Origin of the sequence: Marinobacter panjinensis (assembly GCF_005298175.1) — a bacterium.
Lineage (GTDB): Bacteria > Pseudomonadota > Gammaproteobacteria > Pseudomonadales > Oleiphilaceae > Marinobacter > Marinobacter panjinensis.
Map to the genome: position 1 here is coordinate 231,275 of NZ_SZYH01000002.1, position 26,462 is coordinate 257,736.

Sequence of the window (26,462 nt, forward strand, 5' to 3'; positions counted from 1 at the left end):
CAATCTGGCCGTGTTAGAGCTCCCGGATATAGCCCGCAGTCATGGATATAGCGAGAAGCTGTATTGGGAGGCAGCGGATATTCCGCGTATCATGCGAACCCGGAGTGTACCACAGGCTTGTGTTGTCGGCGTTAATGGCTGGCCGCGGGTTGCGGAAGATTTGAAGAAGGTAAAAGCATGCATTTCCCGACCATAGAAGATTACGTAGGGCATACGCCCCTTGTCAGGTTGCAAAGGCTTCCCGGTAAGACCAGCAACGTGATTCTGGCAAAGCTGGAAGGCAACAACCCGGCAGGTTCAGTGAAAGACCGCCCCGCGATCAGCATGATTCAGGAAGCGGAACGGCGCGGTGAAATAAAGCCTGGTGATACGCTGATTGAGGCCACCAGTGGTAACACCGGTATCGCGCTGGCAATGGCGGCGGCGATAAAGGGTTATCGCATGGTACTGATCATGCCCGAGAACGCGAGCGAAGAGCGCCGGGCCTCCATGCGGGCCTACGGCGCCGAGATCGTCAGTGTTACTAAAGAGGGTGGCATGGAAAGCGCTCGGGATCTGGCTCAGAAAATGGAGGCGGAAGGCAAGGGCAAGGTACTGGACCAGTTTGCCAACCAGGACAACCCGCTGGCGCATTACCGCACTACCGGCCCGGAAATCTGGGAGCAGACCGGGGGCAGGGTCACCCATTTTGTCAGCTCCATGGGCACTACCGGGACCATCATGGGTGTCTCCCGATATCTCAAAGAGCGCAATCCCGATATCCGCATAGTAGGCCTGCAGCCAAAAGAAGGTGCATCCATACCGGGTATCCGTCGCTGGCCGGAAGCCTACCTGCCGAAAATCTACGATGCTTCCCGCGTCGACACCGTGCTGGATATTGGCCAGCAGGAAGCCGAAGACACCATGCGTGCACTGGCCAGTGAAGAAGGCATCTTCTGTGGCGTTTCCTCCGGTGGCTCCATTGCCGCGGCACTGAAACTGTCTGCACAGGTTGAAAACGCGGTGATCGTGGCCATTATCTGTGACCGGGGCGACCGTTACCTGTCTACCGGTGTGTTTCCCGGCGCCTGAATTAACCAAGACCAGACCCCAGCAAGAGACGTCCTATGAGCAGAAGACGCAGGAAAGTCCTGCCCACCGAGCCGGTGCGTTGTGTTATTGAAACCCTGAGTCACGACGGCCGCGGTATCTCCCGTGACAATGGCAAGGCCCAGTTTGTGGACGGAGCGCTTCCGGGTGAGACGGTGATGGCCAAGGTGATCAGCTCACGCAGCAAGTTTGACGAACTGCGGACAGTCGAGGTGCTGGAAGCCGGTGAAGGCCGGATTACGCCACCCTGCGAGTTTGCGGACCTGTGCGGAGGCTGCAGCCTGCAGCACATGGACAGCGATGCCCAGATCCGGTTCAAGGAAGACACCCTGCGGGAACACTTTGCCCATTTCGGGGGCATCGAGCCGGAAGAGTGGGTGCCCCCCATGCGCTCACCGGCACTTGGCTATCGTCGCAAAGCCAGGCTGGGCGTGAAGTATGTGCCGGCACGGGAATCGGTCCTGGTGGGGTTTCGTGAAAAACGCAACAGCTTCCTGACCGATATCGACCGTTGTGTGGTTCTGGACCCGCGTATTGGTGATCGCATTACCCCGCTGCGGGAAATGCTCCATGGCCTGGAGGCCTATCGGCGCATTCCCCAGGTAGAAGTGGCCTGTGGGGACCAGGAGGCTGCAATGGTGTTCCGCAACATGGACCCCTTGAGTGAATCAGACACCGCAGCGCTGATCCGCTTCGGCCAGGCCCATGAATTGCATATCTACCTGCAGCCGAAAGGGCCGGATACGGTGCACAGAATCTGGCCGGATTCCGGCGAGGAACGTCTGTCCTATCGCATGGAAGAATTCGACCTGACCATGAAGTTTCATCCCATGGACTTTACCCAGGTCAATGCAGGGATCAATCGCACCATGGTACACAGGGCCGTGGAGTGGCTGGACATCCAGCCTGGCGAGCGGGTGCTCGACCTTTTCTGCGGGCTGGGGAATTTTACCCTGCCGTTGGCGCGTCGTGCCGCTCAGGTGGTTGGCGTGGAAGGCGATGAGGCCATGGTGGTTCGTGGTCGGGAAAATGCGGAACTCAACGGGCTTTCGAATGTCGCATTCCACGGTGCTGACCTGCAGGCGGATTTTACGGCACAGCCGTGGGCGGCAGAGGGGTTCGACAAGATCCTGATTGATCCGCCACGTTCCGGCGCCCAGGAGGTTTGTGAATACCTGACCGCTTTCGGCGCCAAACGGATCGTGTATGTTTCCTGCAACCCGGCCACGCTGGCCAGGGACGCAGGGGTTATGGTGCGAAATGGTTACCGGCTGGTGAGGTCGGGTGTTATGGACATGTTTCCCCACACCACGCACGTTGAATCCATGGCAATGTTCGAACGCGTGGATAACTGATGAACTTTGGTGCCGGTCACGGATGGCCGGATAAGCGACCAGGAAGAACAAGAGCGATATGGTAAAAGTTCGCGAAGATTACGCAGTCACGGGCGATGGACAGGTGGATATCGAACGCTGGGTTCGCCAGATCGAATCCCAGACACACCTGGAAGATGCCGAACAGTTCCGGCGGGCATGCGAAAAAGCGGCAGCTATCGATTTTCAGGCAGTCCGGGAAGATCGCGTATGGGCACCCGGCGCTAGCAGCTTCCGTACCGGTATTGAAATGGCCCAGGTGCTGGTGGAGCTGCACCTGGACCAGACCAGCCTGGTGGCGGCGATTCTCTACCGGGCGGTGCGCGAAGAGCGTATTCCCCTGGAGGAAATCCGTAAAGAATTCGGTGACGAGGTGGCCGGGCTGATTGATGGTGTTCAGCAGATGGCGGCCATATCGTCGATCCACCATCCGCTCAAGGGCAATGTGCTCGGCCAGCCCGAGGGCCAGCTCGACAACGTCCGCAAGATGCTCGTCACCATGATTGACGATGTCCGGGTGGCATTGATCAAGCTTGCTGAGCGGACCTGCGCCATCCGTGCGGTGAAAAATGCGCCCGAAGAAAAGCGCATGCGCGTTGCCCGCGAGGTTTTCGACATCTACGCACCCCTGGCGCACCGCCTCGGCATCGGCCATATCAAGTGGGAGCTGGAAGACCTCTCTTTCCGCTACCTGCACGAATCGGCCTATAAAAAGATTGCCAAACTGCTGGATGAAAAGCGGCTGGATCGTGAAAGTTACATCAAGCGGGTGATCACCTCCCTGAAAGGCGAGCTGGGGGCTTCCGGCATAGAGGGGGAGCTGTCGGGGCGCGCCAAGCACATCTACAGCATCTGGCGGAAGATGCGCCGCAAGGGAATCGATTTTTCCCAGGTCTACGACGTACGTGCGGTACGGATACTGGTGCCGGCCGTGCGTGATTGCTATGCCGCACTCGGCATTGTGCATACGCTGTGGCGCCACATCCCCAACGAATTTGATGACTACATCGCCAACCCCAAGGAAAACGGCTATCAGTCCCTTCATACCGCGGTGATCGGACCGGAAGGGAAAGTGATGGAAGTCCAGATCCGCACCCATGCCATGCATGAGGAGGCGGAGCTCGGGGTTTGTGCCCACTGGCTGTACAAGGGCATGGACAAGGGCAACCGTTCGGTGGGCTACGACGCCAAGATCAACTGGCTGCGTCAGGTCCTGGAATGGCAGGAAGAACTGGGCGACCTGTCCGGCCTGGCCGACCACCTGAAATCGGACGTGGCATCCGACCGGGTGTATGTGTTTACGCCGGAAGGCCACGTGGTGGACCTGCCCCAGGGTGCCACGCCTGTGGATTTTGCCTACCGCGTTCATACCGAGATTGGCCACGCCTGTCGTGGAGCCAAGGTCAACAGCCGCATTGTGCCGTTGACCTATCCCCTGAAAACCGGCGACCAGATATCCATTCTCACCTCCAATAACCAGGCGCCGAGTCGTGACTGGCTGAACCCCAGCCTGGGCTATATCCAGACCTCCCGCGCCCGGGCCAAGGTGACCCACTGGTTCAAACAGCAGGACCGTGACCGCAACATCATTGACGGCAGGGCGATTCTGGAGGATGAATTCAGGCGGCTGTCGCTTTATGACGTTGATCTGAACGACCTGGCCCGCAAGGTGAATTACCAGGCGGCCGAGGACATGTTTGCGGCGGTGGGAGCCGGCGACCTCCGTCCGACCCATGTCGCCAATATCGCCCAGCAGATGCTGGAGCCGAAATCGGAACAGCTGGACCTGAAGCTCAGCACCCTGAGGCGCAAGCCCTACGATACCGAGTCGGACATCCAGATCCGGGGTGTCGGCAAGCTCAAGACCCAGGTGGCGAAATGCTGCAAGCCACTGCCCGGAGATCCGATCGGTGGCTACATTACCGTGGGCCGCGGCGTGACTGTCCACCGGCAGGACTGCATTACCTTTCTGAGCCTCAAGGAGTTCGAGCCCAACCGGATTATAGAAGTAAGCTGGGGCGGACAACCCGTTGCCGTGTATCCGGTGGATGTGGAGATCCAGGCGTATGACCGTTCCGGATTGCTGCGGGACATCACCCAGGTGCTGTCGTCGTCCAAAAGTGATGTGTTGTCGCTGAACACCATGTCCAACAAGTATGAAAACACGGCCACCATGACGGTGACGGTGGAAATATCCAGCCTCGACCAGCTGGCCCGGTTGCTGGCTCAGATCCGCAACCTGCCCAACATCATCGACGTCAGGCGCAAACGCTCATGAGCTATACCATTGACGACCTGAAAACCCTGATGGCACGGCTTCGGGATCCTGAGACGGGGTGCCCGTGGGATACCCGCCAGACCTTCAGAACCATCATGCCCCACACCCTGGAGGAGGCCTATGAGGTTGCCGATGCCATCGACCGGGAGGATTATTCGCACCTGGAGGATGAACTGGGCGACCTATTGTTCCAGGTGATCTTCTACAGTCAGATGGGGAAGGAGCAGCGCCATTTCGATTTTGACTCGGTGGTGGACAACCTGGTGCGAAAGCTGGTCCGACGTCATCCACACGTGTTTCCCGATGGCACCCTGGAAAGCCGGATCGAGCCGGACAATCGCCCCGGTGAAGCCGAAATCAAGGCCAACTGGGAGCGCATCAAGGCCGAGGAGCGGGCGGCGAAACCGGAAAAATCAACTGGCTCCGGGCCTGCAAGACGGCTGGATGGTATTGCCCGGACACTCCCCGCAATGGTGCGTGCTGAAAAACTTCAGCGCAGGGCAGCCAACCACGGCTTTGACTGGCCGGATGTCGAACCGGTGTTCGACAAACTTCATGAAGAGATCGATGAACTGAAAGAAGCCTGGTATGACGCCCGCTCCGGCGCCGGCCCGGTGGAGGCTGTCGAGGATGAACTGGGGGACCTGCTGTTTGTATGCGTTAACCTGGCACGGTTCATGAAGGTTAATCCCGAGCAGGCCCTCAATAGCACCAATCACAAATTCGAGGCGCGATTTCGTGCCATTGAGGAACACCTCGAACGCGAAGGCCGTGATATGGATGGTGAGTCACTGGAGGCGCTGGATGCAGTCTGGCAGGCTGTCAAAGGGATTGAAAAACAGCGGAAAAAGTAACGGATAAGTACAATCCGTTACCATTATTTCCGCCCCCGGTGCGGTTGCTTCGTCTACACTTCCGGTTACGGATGCACACCTTTTGTGCGTCTGGTGGGCCACCAAGAAGATGCAGGAGTGAAGGCACCATGAAAATCAAAGATCTGGTCAATTACTGGGACAAGCATGCACGTGGTCGGCTGACCCGGGATGCGTATTTTGCCAACCTGTCCGACCAGCATCACCAGCGACTGGAAAAACTGGCCGCGCTGTACCCGATGAAGTCCTCTCAGGATCTCATGCGGGACCTGATCTCCGCTGCTCTTGACGAATTGGAGACCAGCTTTCCTTACGTCCAGGGCTCAAAGGTTGTCGCATTCGATGAGGACGGCTTCGAGATCTATGAAGATCAGGGCATGACCCCACGCTTTATCAGCCTCAGCCAGAAGCATATCCAGAAGCTCAAGGCACGCCAGCTGGAATCGGTTGCCTGATCAGGCCAGCAGCCTGATCACAACGGACCTGCGATAACCACGGGGTGGTCCCGCCACCCCGCAGTAGACTGCCCGCCGTTATTTTTCCTTGCCTTCCAGTTTGTCCTTCAACGGGCTCAGCCGGACCAGGTCGTCCAGTGCTGCACCGATCATGTCATTCAGAATATCGCTTTCCGAACGGTCCGGGTAAAGTTCCGCCAGCGCAGCTATGCGCGCAGCATCTTCCAGCGGCAAACGGAGATTGTAATCGTGGCTCCGCTCGACAGGTTCTTTCTTGCCTTCCCAGTGTTTGGGCAGATCGGTTACTTTCATGAATACTCCTTGCGGCCACAGGCTTTAATCGTTAGACAGGCTTTAAGAGTAAATAGTATCGTAAGTTTACTTCGCCTCCGTCAATTTAAAAGGACGTCAATGTGACCGAGCTACACCCCGAACTCCGAGAAAACGTGCGCATGCTGGGTGAGTTGCTGGGACAAAGTATCCAGCGCCAACCTGGCCAGGACTGTTACGAGCTGATTGAAGAAGTGCGCGCGGCGGCCAAGGCAGATCGTCTGCAGCAAAGTGGTTCCGGTCAGCGCCTGGTCGCCCTGCTGGGAAAATTGCGTGATGACGAGCTGCTACCGGTAACCCGCGCCTTTAACCAGTTTCTCAACCTGGCCAACCTGGCTGAGCAGTATCATGGCATTCGACGTAAGCGCGGCCACCAGTCTGACCTGATGGTGGAGTCCCTCAGTGAGGTGTTCACTCGCCTCAAGAACGGTGGTGTCAGTGCGGAGGATCTGCATCGGCGGGTTGCCGACCTGCGTATAGAATACGTGCTCACCGCGCACCCTACGGAAGTGGCGCGCCGCACACTGATCATGAAATACGACGAGATGTCAGACTGCCTGGCACAACTGGATCATGATGACCTGATGCCCGCGGAGCGCGAAGAAATCGTGGACCGGTTGGCGCAGCTGGTCACCGAAGCATGGCACACGGACGAGATACGCCACGAGCGACCAACGGCGGTAGACGAAGCCAAGTGGGGATTTGCCGTTATCGAGAACAGTCTTTGGCAGGCCCTGCCGCGTTTTCTCCGTAGCCTCGACCTGTCGCTTTCCGAGGCTACGGGGAAGGGGCTGCCGCTTGAGGCTTCGCCAATCCGCATTGCCTCCTGGATGGGGGGTGACCGTGACGGCAACCCCAACGTCACCCATGAAGTAACTCGCAAGGTGTTTCTGCTGGGTCGGTGGATGGCCGCCGATCTTTATCTGCGGGATATCCAGGCGCTGCGTGCCGAACTTTCCATGTGGCAGGCCAGCGATGAATTGCGTGCGGTCACCGGGGATTCCCGCGAGCCCTATCGCATAGTGCTGGCAGGGCTGCGGGATAAGCTGATCAAGACCCGGGATTGGGCGGAAGCCAGCGTTGCCGGCGAGCCGGCGGATACCAAGGATATCCTGTTTGCCAACGAGGATTTCACCGGTCCCCTGGAGCTGTGTTATCGCTCCCTGGTTGAGTGCGGCCTGGAAACCATCGCCAACGGACCGCTGCTGGATACCATTCGCCGGGCTCACACCTTCGGTCTTCCGCTGATTCGCCTGGACATTCGACAGGAAGCATCCCGCCATGCAGCGGCGGTGGCTGAAATGGTGGACTACCTGGGAATGGGCGACTACCTGTCGTGGTCAGAACAGGAACGCCAGGACTTCCTGGTGCGTGAGCTCAAGGGCCGGCGCCCATTGGTACCAAGACACTGGCGGCCCTCGGAAGAGGTCGGCGAAGTGCTGGCAACCTGTGAGGTAGTGGCGCAACAGACACCAGAAGCCCTGGGCTCTTATGTCATTTCCATGGCCAGCAAACCGTCAGACGTACTGAATGTGATTCTGCTGCTGCGCGAAGCCGGCATGGAAAACCGGATGCGGGTGGTGCCGCTGTTCGAGACTCTTGATGACCTGCGTGGTGCACCCGACAGCATGGCGGCGCTTTATAATGTGGATTGGTACCGGGATTATTGCGAGGGCCGCCAGGAAGTCATGATTGGCTACTCCGACTCGTCCAAGGATGCCGGCCAGATGATGGCTGCCTGGGCTCAGTACCAGGCCCAGGAACAGCTGACAGAAGTTGCCACGGAGTACGGCATTCACCTGACGCTGTTCCATGGCCGTGGTGGCACTGTAGGCCGTGGCGGCGGCCCCGCCAACCGTGCGATTCTGTCCCAGCCGCCGGGGTCGGTTAATGGCAGCTTCCGGATCACCGAACAGGGTGAGATGATCCGCTTCAAGTTTGGCCTGCCCCGGCTGGCGGAACAGAGCCTCACCCTGTATACCACGGCCGTGGTGGAGGCCACCCTGGCACCACCCCGTGGACCGGAACCGGAATGGCGCGAGGTCATGGACTGGCTGACGGAGCGGTCCCTGAAAGCTTACCGGGACGTGGTCCGGGATAATCCCGAGTTTGTTCCCTATTTCCGCCAGGTTACCCCGGAACAGGCCCTGGGCAAGCTGGCCCTCGGCAGCCGCCCGGCGAGGCGCAAACCCGGCGGCGGCGTGGAAAGCCTGCGGGCCATTCCCTGGATATTCGCCTGGACCCAGATGCGCCTGATGCTGCCCAGTTGGCTGGGTAGTGACGTTGCCCTGGAAGAGGCTTTCCGCGAGGACCGCGTGCCGGTGCTGCGGGAAATGATGCAGAAATGGCCGTTCTTCAAGACCTACGTGGATATGCTGGAAATGGTGCTGGCCAAATCTGATCTGCGAATTGCCAGCTACTATGAACAGACCCTGGTCAGCGACCCTGAATTGCTGGAGCTGGGCAGAAGCCTTCGGGAACGCCTGCAGGGTTGCATCCGCCACTTGCTGGAACTGAAGGAGCAGGAGACGCTCCTGGAACAGGAACCTGTATTTGCCCATTCCATGCGTGTACGTAATCCGTATACTGATCCGCTACACTACTTACAGGCCGAACTGTTGAAACGCGACCGCGAAAGTGAAGGCAAAGGCGAAGTTCCGGACATGGTAGAACGTGCCCTGAAGGTCACCATGGCAGGCATCTCGGCGGGTATGCGGAACACCGGATAATGAAACGGACCACAGGAGTAACGCCGTGGCGTTAGCGGCAAGACTGGAAGGTTTTCTGGCTCGCAAGGGTATCGCCTACCGTGAACTGGCGATTGATCAGGTGCTCAACTTCGATGCCGCGGTTATGGCGTCTGGTCGCTCGCAGGACGAGTTTATCCGTGCCACGCCGTTGATCGACATCAACGGCGTCATCATGGCTGTCCATGGATACAACACCACTCTCGATATGGATCTGGTCCACAAACTTACGGGCAGGCGCTTGCAACCACTGACCGCCCGCCAGTCCGCACGCCTGTTTGCAGACTGTGACCCGGGGTTCCAGCCACCGGTAGGCGCTGCCTATGACATACCGGTATTGGTCGATCAGGACGTACTGGGTTACTCGCGCACGCTGATGTGCTGCGGTACCGACAACACTCTGTTGGAACTCGACCGCACGTCATTGGCCAGGGCATTGGCCGATGCTTCACCGGGACACCTGGTGATTCGTGGCCAGAACAACGGAGAACGTGAGGCACTGACGCTGGAAGAGGTGGCCGATAAACTACAGAAGTTATATCGCCTGCCCCCTATGCCGGCATTGGCATTACGTATTCTGAGGCTGACTGCCAACACCGAGGCCACTGCCCGGGAACTGGCGGAGCTGATCGAGTTTGATCCGAGTCTGACGGCGCAGATCATGCGCTACGCCCGGTCAGCACTCTTCAACTATCCCGGCCAGATCAACTCCGTGCAGGAAGCGGTTACCCGTGTGCTTGGCTTCGATCGCGTCGCCCACATAGCCCTGGGTATCGCGTCAGTCCGCGCTTTTGAAGTGCCCCGTCAGGGAATGCTGGGGATGGATCAGTTCTGGCGGCACTCACTGTATTGCGCCTTCCTGTGCCAGCGTATGGCACCGAAGTGCAATGCTGACAAAGGGCTGGCCTATCTTTGCGGTTTGCTGCACAACTTTGGCCTGTTACTGATCGGGCATCTGTTCCCACAGGAGTTCAACGAGCTCAACACCCTTCGCGAAGCCAACCCGGAAGCCAGCATGCATTCACTGGAGCAGCAGGTATTCGGTGCCGATAACAACCAGCAGATGCTGGCCGTCGGCCATGGCGCCATTGGCGGTATTCTGCACCGGTTGTGGGAATTGCCGGATCCGGTGGTCAAGGCTGCCGGTATGCACCAGCACCAGGGATATCAGGGCGAGCATGAAAGCTATGTGCTGATGGTTCAGCTTGCCAACGGGTTGCTCAAGGAGAAGGGCATCGGGGATGAGTTCAACCCGGATGATCTGACTGCCCTGGCAACGCCCCTGGGGCTTTCAGACGGCGATCTCACACTGCTCAGTGAGGAGATCGACAAGGTTTCCGGAGATCTGGACGCGTTGGCACTTTCCCTGTCATCCTGACCCCGAATGCTTGCAGATGACAACCTGATGTAACCTTTTGGTGCATGCTACGGAGGTCCACTTTCTCTGAGGTGGCTGAGTTCGTATAATGCGCCTTCTTCGGCATGGCGCATCGGGCTGTGGCCGGCGAGAGGCTGTCGCAAAGCCGCAGGGTTTTGCCACAGCTTTTCAAATGATAATGACTACAACGGGAGCACAGCGTTATGAGAATCATCATGTTAGGCGCGCCAGGCGCGGGCAAGGGGACTCAGGCCCAGTTTATAACCGAGCGGTTTGGTATTCCCCAGATTTCCACCGGCGACATGCTGCGCGCAGCGGTCAAGGCCGAGTCGGAGCTTGGTAAACAGGTCAAGGAAGTGATGGCTTCCGGAGGCCTGGTGTCTGATGACATCATCATTGCGCTGATCGAAGAGCGGGTCAAACAGCCGGACTGCAAGAACGGCTTCCTGCTGGACGGTTTTCCCCGGACCATTCCCCAGGCTGAAGCCCTGAAAGATCAGGGTATCGACATCGACTACGTGGTCGAGATTGCCGTTGACGACGAGGAAATCGTGAGTCGTTTGTCGGGTCGCCGGGTGCATGAGGGCAGTGGCCGCATCTACCACGTGAAATACGATCCGCCCAAAACCGAAGGCAAGGATGATGAAACCGGTGAACCTCTCGTTCAGCGCGCCGATGACCAGGAAGAGACAATTCGAAAGCGCCTGAAGATCTACCACGAGCAGACGGCACCGCTGGTCAACTATTATCAGGACTGGGCGAAGAAAGACCCGGCTGCTGCCCCGAAATACGTGCGTGTTGAAGGCGTTGGTGGCCTTGATGACATCCGCGATCAGATCCTTACCCAATTGAAGTAACGGCGTGAAACTACTGGCACTGGATACCTCGTCCGAGGGCTGCTCGGCGGCTCTGTTGGTGGATGGCAGCGTGGCGGAGCGGTTTGAACTTGCTCCCCGGGGGCATACCCGACTGCTGATGCCGATGGTCCGCGAGCTTCTTGCTGAACAGGGTCTGGTGCCCGCTGAGCTTGATGCCCTGGCATTTGCCTGTGGTCCGGGGTCTTTTACCGGTCTGCGAATTGCCACGGGGGTCGTTCAGGGTCTGGCCTATGGCCTTGACGTACCTGTTGTTCCGGTGTCGTCACTGGCCGCCGTCGCAGCGGATGCCATTGCCCGTTTCTCACTGTCTGACGGTGCCGGTATCGCTGTGGCGTTTGATGCCCGTATGGGCGAGGTCTACTGGGCGTGCTATATCTGCCGGGCCGGCCAGCCAGAGCTGATGGGTGACGAGCAGGTATGTGCGCCGGAATCCGTTGCCCTGGTCTCGGGCAGTTCGGACTGGTTTGGTGCTGGCCAGGGTTGGGCGTTGCGGGACAGCTTTCCGGCCGCCGTTACCGGCGCGATGACGAAAATCGATGCATCCCTGGTACCCAGAGCTTCCCGAGTCGCTGAACTGGCCGCCCTTGCGTTTCATGAAGGTGCCGTTGTTTCTGCTGCAAAGGCCCAGCCTGTCTATATTCGCGACGAAGTTGCCTGGAAGAAACTCCCCGGCCGTTGATAACCTCCCCGCTACCACCCGGAAACACTGCCCATGGAACTGTGGCACATTATTGTATTGGCTGTTATTCAGGGGCTGACGGAATTTCTTCCGATCAGCAGCTCAGCTCACCTGATTCTGCCGTCGCAGATTCTGGGCTGGCCGGATCAGGGCCTCGCCTTTGATGTGGCGGTGCACGTGGGCACCCTGGCGGCGGTGGTCTGGTACTTCCGCAAGGAAGTTGTCAGGCTCACCGTTGCCTGGGCAGGAGATACTGCCCGTGGTCGGGTGGGGCAGGACAGCGGGCTTGCCTGGGCGGTTATCGCCGGTACTGTTCCGGCCGGTCTGGCAGGGATCCTGCTCAACGATTTTATCGAGTCCTCACTGCGCTCCGGCCTGGTTATTGCCGCCTCTACCATCGGCTTTGGCCTCGTGCTCTGGTGGTCGGATGCGGTGGGGCGCCGTGCCCGGGAATTGCCATCCCTGACCATGAAAGATGCCGTGATCATCGGGGTGGCCCAGGCACTGGCTCTGATTCCCGGCACCTCCCGCTCCGGTATAACCATCACCGCCGCATTGTTCCTTGGCTTTGGCCGGGAGGCAGCGGCACGCTTTTCGTTCCTGCTCTCTATTCCGCTGATCCTCGCCGCCGGCCTGTTGAAGACGCTCGAACTGGTAGAGCAGGGTGGGGCAACCGACTGGGCTGCCATTGCACTGGGCGCTGCGCTGTCGTTTGTCAGCGCGGTGATCTGTATCCACCTGTTCCTGAAGTTTCTTGAGCGGCTCGGCCTGATGCCGTTTGTCATCTACCGGATGGTGCTTGGCGTGTTGCTGATTGTCATGCTGTGGTAGTACGCTGCGGTAGAGAGCAGAACAAAATGTGACCAGCCAGCTTTTAAAACCGGGTTAAATCTTTCATAATCCGGGTTCAGTTATAACCACAACCGGTGTGCCTGAAATGATTGGTGGTGTAAATCCTAACAGCGGCCTTCCGTTCCAGTCCGGCAATAACAGCCCGGTCAGGGAGCGCAGTGATGTGGCCCGTGCACCAGCGACAGCGCCGGATAACAACAGCGATGCGGTCCGGCGGGACCTCTCCGACACCCGTTCCCGTAATGCCGAAGCACGGCCAATTCCTTCCTCAGAGTCCCTTGGGCGGCGCATTGAAGCCCGCCAGGCGGCAGAAGATGTTAGGCTGGAGCGTTTTCGCGCCGACGAAGTACCCCTGAATACCTCAAGAGCCTTATCCACGTTTGCCGATGTGGCCGCCCGGGGCGATGCCCCTGATAATGTCCTGGCCGGCATCGATATTCTGGTTTGATGTCTCTCCCGAACAGCCCCCCTGAACTCGCCGTTGCCTGCAGCCCCCTGGGTGATGGCCTTGCCGCGAAGCTGATGGCTGAACAACTCTCGCTGCCGTTTCTTGGTACGGTGCGCCCACGCGATGTCCGGGATTATCCGGTGCTACTGTTTTCCGATGAAAACGGCCTTGGCCTGCAGGTAACTGGCAAAGGGGCTCCGGGCCCGGTCCGGGCAGAATTCGTAACGGGAAAGGCGGGATATCGCAGAGAGCATGGCGGCGGTACCGGCCAGTTGATCGCTAAAGCGGTTGGCCTGCAGAAAACAAGGCAAGCGCTGCATGTTCTGGATGCGACTGCGGGCCTTGGTCAGGACGCGTTTGTGCTGGCGTCCCTGGGCTGCAAGGTGACGCTTTTCGAGCGCTCACCGGTTATACATGCGTTGCTCAGTGATGGTCTTGCCAGGGCCGCCCTGAACGAGCAGAGCGCGCCGCTGGCTGCGCGCATGGCGCTGCAGCCGGGGAACAGTATTGACTGGCTTGGGCGGGCGGAGAAAGGTGCAGTGGATGTCGTTTACCTCGACCCGATGTTTCCCCACCGGGACAAGTCGGCACTGGTAAAAAAAGAGATGCAGGTATTCCGCACGGTGGTGGGTGACGACGACGATTCCCCCGAACTGCTGGCAGCGGCTCTGGCAGTGGCAACCTACCGGGTGGTCGTCAAGCGCCCCCGCAAGGCCGACCCGGTGAGCGGCCCGGAGCCTACCACCCGTACTGAGGGTAAAAGCAGCCGCTATGATATCTATTCCATCAAGGCGCTACCCGGCAGTTAATGTACGGGTAACGCCACATACTCAGGCCCCGAGCATGGTCACCTGCTGGATGGCCTGGCGTTTTTCCACGCTCAGAACCAGTCGGGCGTCTTCTGCAACTTCCTCAAGACCTTCGCTGTAGCACAGCAGCCCGTCTTCGTCGGTGGTGATCACGCCATTGTGCTGCATGTTGGCGATAAAGCTGCGGAACAGGGTTTTATCAAAGAATTCCGGGGCATTGAGGCCAAACAGAATAGACATGCGCTCGGCCAGCAGAGTGCTCTGCTCTTCCAGCTCGGTGGCAGTGATCTTGCCAGAACCGTATTTGCGCAGTATGCCGATGGCAATATGGTAGCGCTCCAACGTCTGGATAATGAATCGCGACAGTATCCGTAGACGAAGCATGGCATCGGTGCCCTCTTCGGGGCGGCTGATCCTGTCATCGTCTTCCTCGAAAAGCAGGCCCCTGGACACCAGCACGTCGATCCACTGATTGACAACACCGGCAATATCGTCCGGATGATACTTCAGGAACAGCTCTGATCTCAGGTAGGGGTAGGCAACGCTGGCAAGGAACTCGATCTTCTCCCTTCGCAGTGACTGCTTGTTCTCGAACAGGCTGGCGATCAGTGATGGCAGGGCGAACAGATGCTGAATATTGTTGCGATAGTAGGTCATCAATATGGCGTTACTGCCTTCCAGGGCAATGATGTCGCCAAGCTTCTGGGGCTGGCGGGTAACCAATCCCATGTTCTCACAGTAGGCCACCCAGTCCCTGCCATTGCCTTCCGGCAACGTGATGGTCTCTGCGTAGGGGTAGGCTTTCAGCAGGTCTGCGTACTGATCCATCAGGCGGATCAGCTGTCCCTCATCCATGGCCAGCCGCTCGGTGCCCAGCAATGCGGTGGCGGTAATGCCAATGGGGTTGACTGCAACCGCGGCATTGATATTGGAAGCAACACGGGTCGCCAGTTCAGACACCGCCTGATTCAGCCACTTTGGCCGGTATTCGGAATCGTAGGCTTCTTCGCGCCAGCTGGGCTCGATTTCGTCCAGCACACTGGCAAGTGGAATCGCTTCGCCGAAGTTCAACGCCACCCTGCCGAAGGAGTTGTTCAGTTTGCGGACAGTCTTGGCCAGGGCGAACACGCTTTCCTTCTGTTTTTTCTTGCCCCGCAGCTCACCCAGATAGGAGCGGCCTTCCATCACCTTCTCGTAGCCAATGTAAACCGGTACAAACACGATGGGCTTGCGGTGGTCCCGCAGGAAACTGCGGACGGTCATGGACAGCATGCCGGGCCGCGGTTGCAGCATTCGTCCGGTGCGGCTGCGCCCACCCTCGACAAAGTACTCAACGGAGTAGCCCCGCGAGAACATCACGTGCATGTACTCGTTGAACACTGTGGCGTAAAGCGGATTGTCACGGAAGCTCCGGCGCATGAAAAAAGCACCGCCACGGCGCAGGATAGGGCCGACAAGGGGCATGTTCAGGTTGATGCCGGCGGCAATGTGCGGCGGCATCAGGCCGTTCTTGTAGAGCACATAGGACAGCAGCAGGTAATCGATGTGGGAGCGGTGGCAGGGAACATAGACCACGGCATTGTCCTGGGCCATTTCCTTGGCCACCTGGATGTTGTTGATGGAAATGCCGTTGTAAATGCGGTTCCACAGCCACGACAGCAAAACTTCCATAACGCGGATGGTGACAACGGACATGTTTGCGGCGATTTCATCGGCGTACTTGTAGGCCTTGGCGCGAACTTTCTCCGGGGGAATGTCGTCCTTGCGTGCCGTTTCGCGGATGGCTTCCTTGACCGCCTGGGTGCGCACCAGGCCGCCGACCAGTGTACGGCGATGTGACAGATCCGGGCCCAGAACGGCCTGGCGTACACGGCGGAAGTGGGTACGGAGCATGCGTGCCAGTTTGCGGTTGGCGCGATCCTCACTGTGACGGTATTCGTCGATGACCTGTTTCAGGGACAGCGGCTGGTTGAACTGCACGTAAGTGCTGCGGCCGTGCACCAGAATGATCAGGAATTTCTGCAACCGACCAGCCACCGACCAGGTGTCTGAAAGCAGAAGCTTGACCAGAGATTTTTCCTTGTCCGGGGAGCGCCCCCAGAACAGCGATACCGGCACAATCTGTACGTCCTGCTCCGGGTGCTCCAGGCCGTGGCGAACCAGTGCACGGAATTCACTGGTGGGAATCGGTGTCCGGCGCCGCTGGAACAGGCCACCAATCCTGCGATACAGAAAGAAAAATGAATGGTTTGGCCCGTTTTTCACCGGCAGGGAGGATTCTGCCCCTGGCAGACCGGCGCTCAACACTTCCTGCTCCAGTACCAGCCGGCTGGATAGAGAGCTGTACTGCAGCACGTAACAAACCGGCTTTTCCGGATCCAGTCCCAGCGCTTCAGAGCTATTACCGCTTACATCCGTCCGGACCCACAAGAACAGGATCTTGCGGAAAAGGGTCAGGATCAGGCTGCGAAGACCCAGGAAAAAACGCATAAATGGTCGCTCCGGTTCACAAAAACAGGCGCTAAGTTTACTTGGTTGCGCACGGTGCCGAAAGACATGATGTCGTTCAGTTGTATTGCACCGGTATGGTACATTTTCATCTCATGCCTTCATGATAGCTGCAGGATCCGGATTATGGCGATATGGACACCCGGTTGGTCGACAAAAGCCCCTGGCGATAATGACCTTGTGTTGGCGATTGCTGGCGACGCGGTTCTGAAGCCGGATTCCGGGTGGCTGCATCCGTGGCAGGTAGTATCGCCATTTGTCAGGGCTGAGACCGGCCCGATTTATGTTGGTCAGTGGGGCTGTCAGGGCGCTTACGTTGCTGAAACGGACGCCGATGCCCTTCCGGGCCAGCCTGAGCCCGTGCCATTGAGGGATGCTCTGTTAATGATGGAAGACGCACCGGCAGATATGCTGGGGACCGCGTTCCAGGTTCACCAGTGGTGGCGGGACCATCAGTTTTGTGGGCGTTGTGGTGGCACTACCGGCATGCATCCCCTGGAGCGGGCGAAGTGGTGCGACGCTTGTGGCATTCCCTGGTATCCGCGGCTCGCACCCTGTGTGATTGTGGTCATCCGCAGGGATGACCACATGCTTCTGGCCCGTTCCTCACGGGTAAAACGCCACTTTTTCAGCCTGATTGCAGGGTTTGTGGAGCCAGGCGAGAACATTGAAGAGGCCGTGGCCCGGGAGGTCAAGGAAGAAACCGGTCTGGACGTCAGCAATGTCCGTTACCAGGCTTCCCAGCCCTGGCCGTTCCCCCATCAGCTGATGTTGGGTTTTTTTGCGGATTATGCCGGCGGTGACCTGGTGCTGCAGGAAGACGAAATTGCCGAGGCGGACTGGTATCGGCCGGGTGAGTTACCCCCGGTGCCGCCTTCCACCACGATTGCCGGTCGGTTGATTCATGCCATGGCAGGGGAAATCCGTGGGAGGGGGGCACAATCGTGACAACGCCCAGGGTGCTGGTCTTCGATTCCGGTGTTGGCGGCCTGAGTATCGCTGCCTGTATCCACAAGCAGTTGCCTGCAGTCCGGTTAGTTTACCTGGCAGACAACGCCGGCTTCCCCTACGGTAACCAGCCGGAATCGGTGGTTATAGAGCGTAGTCAGGCCCTGATCTCGGCCGCCACAGAGGCATACCCCTGTGACGTTATTGTCGTTGCCTGCAATACCGCCAGTACCGTCATGCTTCCGCATTTACGGGCCATGACAACCATACCGGTCATCGGTGTTGTACCCGCCATAAAGCCTGCCGTGTCACTGTCTGTTAATCGCCGCATCGGTGTACTGGCAACGCCGGCAACAGTGCGGCGCCCCTACCTGGAGGACCTGATCACTGACTTCGCCGATGGCTGCACCGTTGAGCGCCTGGGGCATCCGGATCTGGTGTACTGGATTGAGCGTCTTGTCACTGGTGTACAGGTCCCTGAGGCGTTGTTATCCGAAGCGCTACAGCCGTTTCGTGAGGCGGGTGTGGATACGGTGGTGCTGGGCTGTACCCATTACCCTTTGATCGGTGACCTGTTAAAAGCGCAATTGCCTGAGGTGAAATACTGGGTGGATTCCGGTGATGCCATTGCCCGCCGCGCAGCCTGGCTACTGGAACAGCAGGGTCATGCAGCTGACAGTCTGGAATGCCCGATTGATAAGAGGCCTGTTGAAGCAGCTCTGTTCACGGGTGAGGCGCCAGGTGGCCTGGGCGCGTTCCTTGATCAGCTCGGCCTGGGCAGCACAGATATTCGGGGGCGGTGGCCGGCAGCGGTTGAGCCTGTTACAGCAGCCGGGTCAGTTTGAACATTGCCAGGAATTCCAGCGCTGGTAATGAGCGGCGGTGGCAGCAATAGGTTTTGAAGTTTTCGCCACGGAACCTCGACTTGGTGAACTCCAGCCCCTTGAAGTTGTAAAGGAAATTACCCTTCTCATACAGGCCATGCATGATGCGCTTGAGCAGGCGGCTTTCCTGGTGCTCGGTAGCCCGGTCCAGTGACAGCGGGATCAGTCCCAGATCCAGGAAGGGCACACCTTCGGCCTTGAACACATCCATGGCATGAGCCATCAGAGTGTAGAAAATACCCTGACGGAAATCGGCATTGGCCCTGGAAATATTGGGTACGTAGCTGATGATCTCGTTGTTGCGGTAGATGGGGTCAAAATAGATAAAGCCCACGGCCTTGCCATCCTGGTAGGCATAGAAGTGACGCTCGTTTTCCCGGTACTCCATCTCCATGGGGCGAATGAGGAAACGGATTTCCTTGCTCTTGCATTTACGCGTGCGAATCCAGGCGTCGGAAATTTCCCGCGTATGGTCGTCGCTGAAACGCTCCTTGACAGTGATGCCGTTCTTCTCGGCCTGGTTCAGGGCCGTGCGCAGAATCTGCTTCTTCTTGCCGGTCAGGGACCAGTTTTTCAGGTTGATGCGGGACTCGCTGCCAAACTGGGTGCCATACAGGCCGAATCGGCGATAGAGATGATCCACCACCGGTTTGGACACCTGAATATAGCAGGCGTTGGGGAAGCGCTGATGGAACTTCTCCAGGACGAATCCGAAGTGCTCTGGCGCAGTGACCGGGTCTGACAGAACAAAGGTTCCGCCCCACTTGCGCATGTAGGCCAGGTAGCCGACGCCGGGGACGTCGAAGTACTGCATGCCCGGCTGCAGCGTGGAAAATGACTGGGAGTGGGTGCCGTACTTCTTCAGGTAACCGACACGTTCCGGGAAGGTAAAGGCGCATTCATCCAGTGACTGGATGCCGTCGAGCGAAAGAATCTGATCTGACATGGTGTTGCTCCCCCGGTTGTTGTTTTTTAATCGGCGCGAGGACTGCTGGCTACGCCTGTTTCTGTCCCAGAATTGACCAGTAGCAGTTCATGTTCAGCAGCTTGAAGTGCTTCTTCTCGGTAACCTGAAGGCCAAGACGCTGCATGTGCTCGGGGTAGTTGTAGATCTTGTGGAAAGCGTTGTTGGCAAACAGCCAGAAGATGAAAACGGCCATGTACCAGTACATCTTCTTGAACAGGCGGGCGACAAGGTTGCCGGTGGGGTAACAGAAGTCGCCAACTACAACCCTGGCATCGGCTTTGCCCAGTCGGATCAGGTGCTCCAGCACCCGCACCATCATCTCTTCGTCAAAGACATTGAGGAAAAAATTGGCCACCACCATGTCGTAGTGCTCGTACTCATCCACTTTCATGATGTCGCTGTGAATACGGCGGATAGTGAGGTGTGGGGCCTCTTTTTCCTGGGCTTCTGCGAACTTTCGCAACATGGTTTCAGACAGGTCCACTACGGTGACATCGGCGCCCAGCTCTGCTGCGCGGATGGCATCACGACCATGGCCGACTCCGGCAAACAGGATGCGGTCACCGGGCTGGACGGTTTCCACATCAAGCATGGCGGTCTTGCAGCGGTGGATGTTCTTGCCGCTATAGAGGTTGCTCAGAAAATCGTAAACCGGACCAATGTATTTGTATTTGTCATGCATGGTGACTTCTGCCTGTCCATATCCAGTGGAGGCTTCCATCGTTCTTGTAATGGTTGGTTCACCGTGTGGTGAATTCGATGGAAGCGCCTGATGGATTTGAGCTTAGAGAAGCCGATGGGGGAATTATGTGCAGTGATGCGCATTTTCGGATACATAAAGTAACGAACAGCAACACTTTGCAAACCAGATCAACATTTTAGATCAGAGTGTCCGACAATGGAGTATCGAGTATTTCGGCAGGTCAGAATGCGACGGCGCGGGCAGGAATGTGGCCGAGGGTTTTCTCGATGACATCGGCCGGCCGCGCCGGGCCATAGAAGAAGCCCTGAACCTGGTGGCAGCCAAGGCTTTTGAGGTAGGCCAGTTGTTCGTCGGTTTCCACGCCTTCTGCGACGATTTCCAGTTTCAGGCCATGGGCCATGGCAACGATCGCATTGACGATGCAGGCGCCGTCCTCGCCACTGCGAATGGCCTTGACGAAGGACTGGTCCACTTTCAGGGTGTGGATGGGCAGGCGGTGGATGTAGTTCAGGGACGAGTAACCGGTGCCGAAATCATCAATCGCGATCCTGACGCCTAATGCAGCCAATTCACGGAGTTTCTGACTGATCTGCTCAAGATCGTTCATGATCACGTTTTCAGTGATTTCGATTTCCAGGTTTTCCGGTGGAAACCCATGGGAGTTAATCTGCTCCATCAGAGTCTCAACAAAGCGTGGATGTTCCACCTGTACCGGCGACAGGTTCACCGCCAGCCGCAGGTCGCTGTGACCATCACGGATCCATTGGCCGACATCGCGACAGGCCCGGTCCAGTACGCATTCGCTGAGTTTGGCGATCAGTTTGGTTTCTTCCGCCAGGGGCAGGAAATCCCGGGGGTACAGCAAGCCCCGTTCAGGATGTTGCCAGCGTACAAGGGCCTCGAGGCCCACTATCCGGTTGCTAGTGGAGCAAACCTGGGGTTGGTAGAACACCCGTAATTCGTCTCTCTCAAGCGCCAGCCTCAGGTCACGCTCCAGGTTCAGGCGGTTGGCGGTATCAATGCTCATGCTCTCGGAATAGAAACGATACCCGTCCTTTCCTCGGGCTTTGACATGGTACATGGCGATGTCGGCATTCTGGATCAGGTGGTCCATCGACTCACCCGCTTCCGGATAGATGGCGATGCCGATACTCACGCCAACAAACACCTCGTGATCACCCAGCTGGAATGGCGCTCGCAGGGCCTTGATCAGTTTCTTGGAAATCTGCCTTGCATCCTCATGGGTATGGATGGACGGGAGCAGAAGGGTGAACTCATCACCACCAAAGCGGGACAGGGTGTCGCCCTTGCGCAGGCAGCGTTCAAGCCTCTGGGTAACGGCCTGCAGCAGGCGGTCGCCCATGGCGTGGCCAAGGGTGTCGTTGATGACCTTGAAGCGGTCCAGGTCGAGAAACATCACCGCCAGTTTCTGTTCACTGCGGCGGGCATGGGTAATCGCCAGATCAAGCCGGTCCTTGAACAGGGCACGGTTGGGCAGTCGGGTCAGCAGATCGTGATAGGCCTGGAAGTTGATAAAGGCTTCTGCTTCCTTGCGCTCTGTAACATCGCGCGCGGTGCCGTAATAACGGGCTTCCCGGCTGGCATACTTGCCATCTTCGTCATTGGAGTGGGGCCAGGTTTCCGGGTCGATGGGGAAGGCGGTGATTTCAAAATGCCGGTTGGCCTTGCGGCTGCCCCGGGTTTTCAGGCGTACTTCCAGGGTGCGGGGGTTGTCCGCGGAAATATTGGGGCCCTTCAGGGCATAGGTGCCCCTGGTAATGTCCCGGTCGTCCAGTATGTGGCGAAAGTGCCGGCCACAGAGCTCGGTGGGCTGGTAGCCCAGCAGGCTTTCAATCTTGCTGTTCACAAAGCAGAAATGGCCGTCGCCATCGAGCATGAACACAATGTCGGGGGAACTGTTGACGATGTAACGGTGAAGTTCTTCCGACTTCTCCAGGCGCATGCGTATGTGTTCATGGGCGCGCATCAGCGAGCGCTTGCCCAGAACGCTGTTTACAGTCGCCAGCAGTTCTTCCGGGTCAAAAGGCTTACGGATGTAGTCCAGTGCACCCCTGCGCAGGGCCCGACTGACGGAGCTGAACGAGCTTTCCCCGCTGACAACGATCACACCACAGTCTGGTTGTTCTGATGACAGCCGCTCCATGACATCGAATCCGTCCACATCAGGCATGCGCAGATCCAGCATCGCCAGATCAAAGGATTCAGTCTCGAGAATCCGGTAAGCCATACGGCCGCCTTCCGCCTCGGTGACGTCATACCCCTTGCCCTTGAGCAGTGATGCCAGGCCGGATAGCAGTCTCGGGTCGTCATCGACGACAAGAATACGTGCCTTTGCGCCGTTGCCGGAGGTCCATTCGGTGCTCGAAGGTTTCATTGTTTACGCCCGTCGCTTTTCGTCATTCGTCATCGTTTTTGTTATTTGCCGCTGAGGGGAACAGTATTCGGAATGCTGTCCCTCCACGCCCTGTGCGGCAATTAATGATGCCCTCCATGTCATCAATGAGTTGTTTTACCACGCTCAGGCCGAGGCCGCTGTGGCCCTTGCCCTTGGTGGATCGAACCGGAGAAAACAGGGTGTTGCGGATGTCGGCAGGAATTCCTTTGCCTGTATCCGCTATCTCCAGTTCAATCCAGGTTTTTCCGCTTTGCCAGACTGGAGCCAGGGTGTGGATAGATACGTCGCCACCCTCGGACAGGCTCTCGGCTGCATTGCGGACCAGGTTGATCACCACTTGCCGGATCACCGCGCGCGGAACCGAGACATCGGTGGGTTCGTCGCAAAGATCCAGCGTCAACGTTTTTTCGTCGCCGCTGAAAAGACTGTCTTCCAGCAGGTCCCGTAGTGTTCGCAGTTCATCGTTCAGGTTACAGGCCGCGGGCATCTCCGGAGAGTCATAGCCCGGGGTGCGGCTGATCTGCAGCAGAAGATCGCCGGCACGGTCCAGCTCATCCCGGATAACATCCAGCTCCTCCTGAACCTCGTCATCGTCAAGCCGGTTTCTCAACTGATAAATATATTGCCGGATGATGGTCAGCGGATTGCTGACTTCGTGAACCTGGCGGCGGATAGCGTCGCGGGTCAGCTCAGCGTCGATGCTTTGCTGGCTATCGTCACTGTCGGCCAACAGGGTAGCCACCGCTTGCGACAGCTTTTCGCTGAACAGTTGTCCCAGTTCTTCGGTCTGCCCGGAATTATCGTTATCGGTACCTACGGCAAAGACCCCGGCGCAGTGTTCGTCACCATTAACGGGAATGGCCACCAGTGAGGGGGTCTTCAGAAGGGACAGCAATTGCCGGTCCAGCACCGTCGGCGAACGGTCGTCCAGGCAAAGGGCGACGCCGCTGGTGAAAGCTTCGGTCAGCACACTGGTGGCTGGCCCGCTGGCAACCGTGAGATCGGGGATGTCGCCGTTGCTGGCAGACAGCAGGGTCAGGCCATCCCCGGCCTGGCCGAAATACAGTGCCGGCAGGCCGGTGATCAGCGTCAGGCTGTTGACCGTTGCGGCCAGGTACTCCTGAGCGCTGCCGCGTATCGGGGACAGGTCGAGCGCCTGGTTGGCCATGGCCTGTTTCAGTATTGTCTGCTTGAGTTTGTGGTTGGAGTGGCTGGCATCGTATTCATCGGACAACGGGATGCCAAGGGACTCGGCCACCCCACTGACTTCCTGGTCAATGCGCCGGTTGATTTCCCGCGTCAGTTCTTCGTTCAGTCCGAAAATGGTGCCGGCGGCGGCGATACCCGCGGCATCGGACTGCGCCAGCCTTGTGGCAAGGCTGATCAGTTTGACCAGGTGGCCCGCGTCACGGATCTCTGTGGGCATGGCCTGCTGGTAGCGCATGGCGTCGGCGGCCATGGGGCCAAGGCCCCAGGAGCTGACCAGCTCCGCAGCGATGTCGGCCTGATGGTCGAAATAATACTGCTGCGTATCTCCCGGCGGCGTCTTGAGGGCAATCAATTCGCCCACGTTGTGAAGCATGCCGAGCATGAAAGCCTGGTCGGGTTCAGGGTAGCGTGTCAGCGTTGCCAGAGCCCGGGCCGTCAGGGCTGTCGTCAGTGAGTGTCGCCAGAAATCCCTGAGTTGCTGCCACTGGTCTGCCCCGAGTTCATACAGGATCTGTCGCAGCGCGGCGGTCAGTACCAGGGTGTGAAAGCGGCGCGTTCCGAGTCGCAACAGGGCCTGGTCTATACAGCGAATTTCGGCGACGGCGCCGTAAAGCGCCGAGTTGGCGAGCGCCAGTACCCGTGACACCAGCGCAGTGTCGGCAGAAACAATGTCACTAATCCTGCGGTAGCTCTCGTCCTGATGACAGGCTTCCAGCGCCCTGAGGGTAACCTCCGGGAGACTTGGTAACTGTATGTCAGGGGCAATCTGCATAAGCCTGCCTGTGCAATACCTGATTAGTCGTTAGATTCTGACAGTTTGTCCATGAAAAAAACATCGGATCTGAGCTTAGACAATAAGCTGAATATATTAAACAGCTATTGGTCCTTTTTTAGGCAGAGTATTACCCGCCTTTTGATGTGTGTAAACTTTTTACAGATATAATGTAGTCGATGCGTTCATTTTGCGCGATCAGATAGCACGTTTTTGGCTACAGTTAGAGCACTGTCCGGGTTACACTTTGACGCAGTGCACAAAATTTCCCGAAATTGTGCCAGTCAGCGGATCAGACGGCGCCTTAGAAGAACTCATGACGGACTCCCTCACAGCCAGGCAGCACCAGAGCCAACCCAGAACACTGGCGATCACCGGTGGCAAGGGAGGTGTGGGTAAAACATCCGTCGCACTCAACCTTTCTCTTACCCTCGCCCGTGAGGGATACAAGGTTCTACTGCTGGACGGTGACACTGACCTTGCCAATGTCAGCATCATGCTGGGGCGGTATCCGACGCGGACCCTGGCCAATGTGATGGCCGGGGAGTGTGGCCTTCGCGATGTCATTATGGAGGCAGAGTGGGGGCTTCATATCATTCCTGGTGCGTCCGGAGTGGAGCAGTGTGTGGAGATGGCTGCGGATGAAAGCCTGCGTGTTCTCAGGGCGCTCTCCCGGCTGGAGAAAGATTACGATTACGTGATAACCGACACTGCATCCGGCTTGCAGAAGACAGGCATGCACATGATTGCTGCTGCAGAGCTGGCCTGCCTGGTGGTCACGCCCGATCCCGCCTCGTTGACGGATGCGTTTTCGCTGATCAAGTTGCTGATTCGCCGTGGCTATCGAAGGACGCCCAGTGTTTTGGTCAATATGGCTCAGGGTGCCAGCCAGGCAAGGTCGGTTTTTCAGCGTCTGGACGCTGCCGCTCAACGCCATCTGGGGGTGCAGCTGCATTACCTGGGGGCTATCTGGCGGGATGAAACGCTGCGCCAGTCTGTACTGAATCAGCGCCCCGTGGCTCTGATGCCGCCTTCGGACCCGTCCTGTCGCCAGTTTCGCACGCTCTCCGACATGCTGAATGTGCGGTTACGCCAGCTTCCTCCGCGAAAGGCAGGGATTGCGGCCTACTGGCACCGGGTATCGACAGCACCGGGGGAATCTGCTCCGGCCACCCTTAATAGTGACCCCTGCCAGCCAGTGGATCCAACGGCGGAATGTAAGCGACTGATCGCCGATATTGGCAAAGTGCTGACAGATAGCAATGATGCGGCCTTGCTGCGTTATGAAGCGTTCAATGGCTTTTTTGCACTGTTGGGGCGCACTATGGATGAAGACACGATCGAAATCCTCCAGACAGGCCTGGCGGCTCTTGACTGGCAACGGCTTGGCAAGGATCAGCGGGCCCATCTGGCCACCCACCTTCACCACATAGCCAGCCAGATTGATCCGGACTCTGTCCAGCGCGATTCCATTCAGCATGATTCAGTCAAGAACAGGGCGCAGCAGGGCGGACCGGGAAGGGGACGTGAACCCTACTATGACCGTATCAGCTTTGGCGACCAGAGCCGGCTGGTGAGAGCGCTCAGGGAGCAGCCTTCCGATATTTCCCTGGATCAGTTGTTACGGTCCCTGGCGGATAGTGACAGGAACGGATCCTGACTGTTTTTCTGTCTCTTCTTTTTCCTGGAAATCACCTTATATTATCGTCATTTTTTTTACGCTTTTTGTAGCGTAACTTTGCAGTGTGTCACCGCACTGTAATGGCGTCTGTGCAAATATTGACCTTATTCCCCGGAATCGTGGCCCGCAATATGCAATGGTCAGGGAACCGTTATTTTTAATCTGAAACCAACTGCACTTATTGGC

The 26,462-nt window shown here is 58.0% G+C and carries 21 protein-coding genes; 15 read left to right on the plus strand and 6 right to left on the minus strand.

All coding sequences use genetic code 11. From position 1 onward, the window contains the following. Positions 1-177 precede the first annotated feature (177 nt). From cysM to FDP08_RS17395, 5 genes are all read left to right on the plus strand, one after another. A complete protein-coding gene (cysM, locus tag FDP08_RS17375; RefSeq protein ID WP_137437554.1) occupies positions 178-1,071 on the plus strand; it encodes a cysteine synthase CysM in 894 nt (297 codons plus the stop codon). Between the two features lie 35 nt (positions 1,072-1,106). Beyond that, positions 1,107-2,444: a 23S rRNA (uracil(1939)-C(5))-methyltransferase RlmD gene (rlmD, locus tag FDP08_RS17380; protein ID WP_137437555.1), complete on the plus strand. Its 1,338-nt coding sequence runs from the start codon at positions 1,107-1,109 to the stop codon at positions 2,442-2,444. Positions 2,445-2,502: 58 nt separating this feature from the next. Continuing rightward, positions 2,503-4,740: a GTP diphosphokinase gene (gene relA / locus FDP08_RS17385; protein ID WP_137437556.1), complete on the plus strand. Its 2,238-nt coding sequence runs from the start codon at positions 2,503-2,505 to the stop codon at positions 4,738-4,740. Continuing rightward, positions 4,737-5,594 (plus strand): nucleoside triphosphate pyrophosphohydrolase, encoded by an 858-nt coding sequence (mazG, locus tag FDP08_RS17390; RefSeq protein WP_137437557.1) that lies wholly within the window; start codon positions 4,737-4,739, stop codon positions 5,592-5,594. The genes relA and mazG overlap by 4 nt, the downstream gene beginning before the upstream one ends. 128 nt (positions 5,595-5,722) lie before the next feature. Then, positions 5,723-6,067, plus strand: a complete 345-nt coding sequence (locus tag FDP08_RS17395; protein WP_137437558.1) for a pilin assembly protein — start codon at positions 5,723-5,725, stop codon at positions 6,065-6,067. Between the two features lie 78 nt (positions 6,068-6,145). Here FDP08_RS17395 and FDP08_RS17400 read toward each other — a convergent pair whose 3' ends face one another. After that, complete coding sequence (locus tag FDP08_RS17400; protein ID WP_027831232.1) at positions 6,146-6,379, minus strand: hypothetical protein; 234 nt, start codon at positions 6,377-6,379, stop codon at positions 6,146-6,148. 101 nt (positions 6,380-6,480) lie between these two features. Between FDP08_RS17400 and ppc the strand changes: the two genes are divergently transcribed. The 7 genes from ppc to FDP08_RS17435 all read left to right on the plus strand — a co-directional run bounded on the left by ppc (position 6,481) and on the right by FDP08_RS17435 (position 14,188). Beyond that, entirely contained in the window at positions 6,481-9,126 is a 2,646-nt protein-coding gene (ppc, locus tag FDP08_RS17405; protein WP_137437559.1) for a phosphoenolpyruvate carboxylase, read from the plus strand. A 25-nt stretch (positions 9,127-9,151) separates the two neighbouring features. Then, entirely contained in the window at positions 9,152-10,522 is a 1,371-nt protein-coding gene (locus tag FDP08_RS17410) for an HDOD domain-containing protein (RefSeq protein ID WP_137437560.1), read from the plus strand. Positions 10,523-10,725: 203 nt separating this feature from the next. Beyond that, positions 10,726-11,379 (plus strand): adenylate kinase, encoded by a 654-nt coding sequence (adk, locus tag FDP08_RS17415; RefSeq protein WP_137437561.1) that lies wholly within the window; start codon positions 10,726-10,728, stop codon positions 11,377-11,379. A gap of 4 nt (positions 11,380-11,383) precedes the next feature. Continuing rightward, complete coding sequence (gene tsaB / locus FDP08_RS17420; protein ID WP_137437562.1) at positions 11,384-12,079, plus strand: tRNA (adenosine(37)-N6)-threonylcarbamoyltransferase complex dimerization subunit type 1 TsaB; 696 nt, start codon at positions 11,384-11,386, stop codon at positions 12,077-12,079. Between the two features lie 33 nt (positions 12,080-12,112). Then, a complete protein-coding gene (locus FDP08_RS17425) occupies positions 12,113-12,910 on the plus strand; it encodes an undecaprenyl-diphosphate phosphatase (RefSeq protein ID WP_137437563.1) in 798 nt (265 codons plus the stop codon). A gap of 106 nt (positions 12,911-13,016) precedes the next feature. Then, positions 13,017-13,379, plus strand: a complete 363-nt coding sequence (locus tag FDP08_RS17430; protein WP_137437564.1) for a UDP pyrophosphate phosphatase — start codon at positions 13,017-13,019, stop codon at positions 13,377-13,379. Then, the gene (locus FDP08_RS17435) at positions 13,379-14,188 is read left to right on the plus strand and encodes a class I SAM-dependent methyltransferase (protein WP_137437565.1); all 810 of its coding nucleotides are present in this window, start codon (positions 13,379-13,381) and stop codon (positions 14,186-14,188) included. Before FDP08_RS17430 ends, FDP08_RS17435 begins: the two co-directional genes overlap by 1 nt. A 21-nt stretch (positions 14,189-14,209) precedes the next feature. Here FDP08_RS17435 and plsB read toward each other — a convergent pair whose 3' ends face one another. Further along, the gene (plsB, locus tag FDP08_RS17440) at positions 14,210-16,678 is read right to left on the minus strand and encodes a glycerol-3-phosphate 1-O-acyltransferase PlsB (protein ID WP_137437566.1); all 2,469 of its coding nucleotides are present in this window, start codon (positions 16,676-16,678) and stop codon (positions 14,210-14,212) included. A 144-nt stretch (positions 16,679-16,822) separates the two neighbouring features. Here plsB and nudC point away from each other — a divergent pair, with 144 nt between their 5' ends. Together nudC and murI are read left to right on the plus strand one after the other, a co-directional pair. Then, positions 16,823-17,644 (plus strand): NAD(+) diphosphatase, encoded by an 822-nt coding sequence (gene nudC, locus FDP08_RS17445; protein ID WP_137437567.1) that lies wholly within the window; start codon positions 16,823-16,825, stop codon positions 17,642-17,644. Continuing rightward, positions 17,641-18,489, plus strand: a complete 849-nt coding sequence (murI, locus tag FDP08_RS17450; RefSeq protein WP_137437568.1) for a glutamate racemase — start codon at positions 17,641-17,643, stop codon at positions 18,487-18,489. Before nudC ends, murI begins: the two co-directional genes overlap by 4 nt. Here the strand turns inward: murI and FDP08_RS17455 are convergent. The 4 genes from FDP08_RS17455 to FDP08_RS17470 form a co-directional block, all read right to left on the minus strand. Beyond that, positions 18,467-19,474 carry a DUF2156 domain-containing protein gene (locus FDP08_RS17455; protein WP_137437569.1) on the minus strand — a complete coding sequence of 336 codons (1,008 nt, stop codon included), beginning with the start codon at positions 19,472-19,474 and terminating at the stop codon, positions 18,467-18,469. The genes murI and FDP08_RS17455 overlap by 23 nt on opposite strands. 49 nt (positions 19,475-19,523) lie before the next feature. Beyond that, entirely contained in the window at positions 19,524-20,177 is a 654-nt protein-coding gene (locus FDP08_RS17460) for a class I SAM-dependent methyltransferase (RefSeq protein ID WP_137437570.1), read from the minus strand. Positions 20,178-20,418: 241 nt separating this feature from the next. Further along, complete coding sequence (locus FDP08_RS17465; protein ID WP_137437571.1) at positions 20,419-22,593, minus strand: EAL domain-containing response regulator; 2,175 nt, start codon at positions 22,591-22,593, stop codon at positions 20,419-20,421. 22 nt (positions 22,594-22,615) lie between these two features. Further along, entirely contained in the window at positions 22,616-24,595 is a 1,980-nt protein-coding gene (locus tag FDP08_RS17470) for an HDOD domain-containing protein (RefSeq protein WP_137437572.1), read from the minus strand. Positions 24,596-24,911: 316 nt separating this feature from the next. Here FDP08_RS17470 and FDP08_RS17475 point away from each other — a divergent pair, with 316 nt between their 5' ends. Then, positions 24,912-26,255, plus strand: coding sequence for a MinD/ParA family ATP-binding protein (locus FDP08_RS17475; RefSeq protein WP_137437573.1), 1,344 nt, complete (start codon positions 24,912-24,914; stop codon positions 26,253-26,255). Positions 26,256-26,462 lie beyond the last annotated feature (207 nt).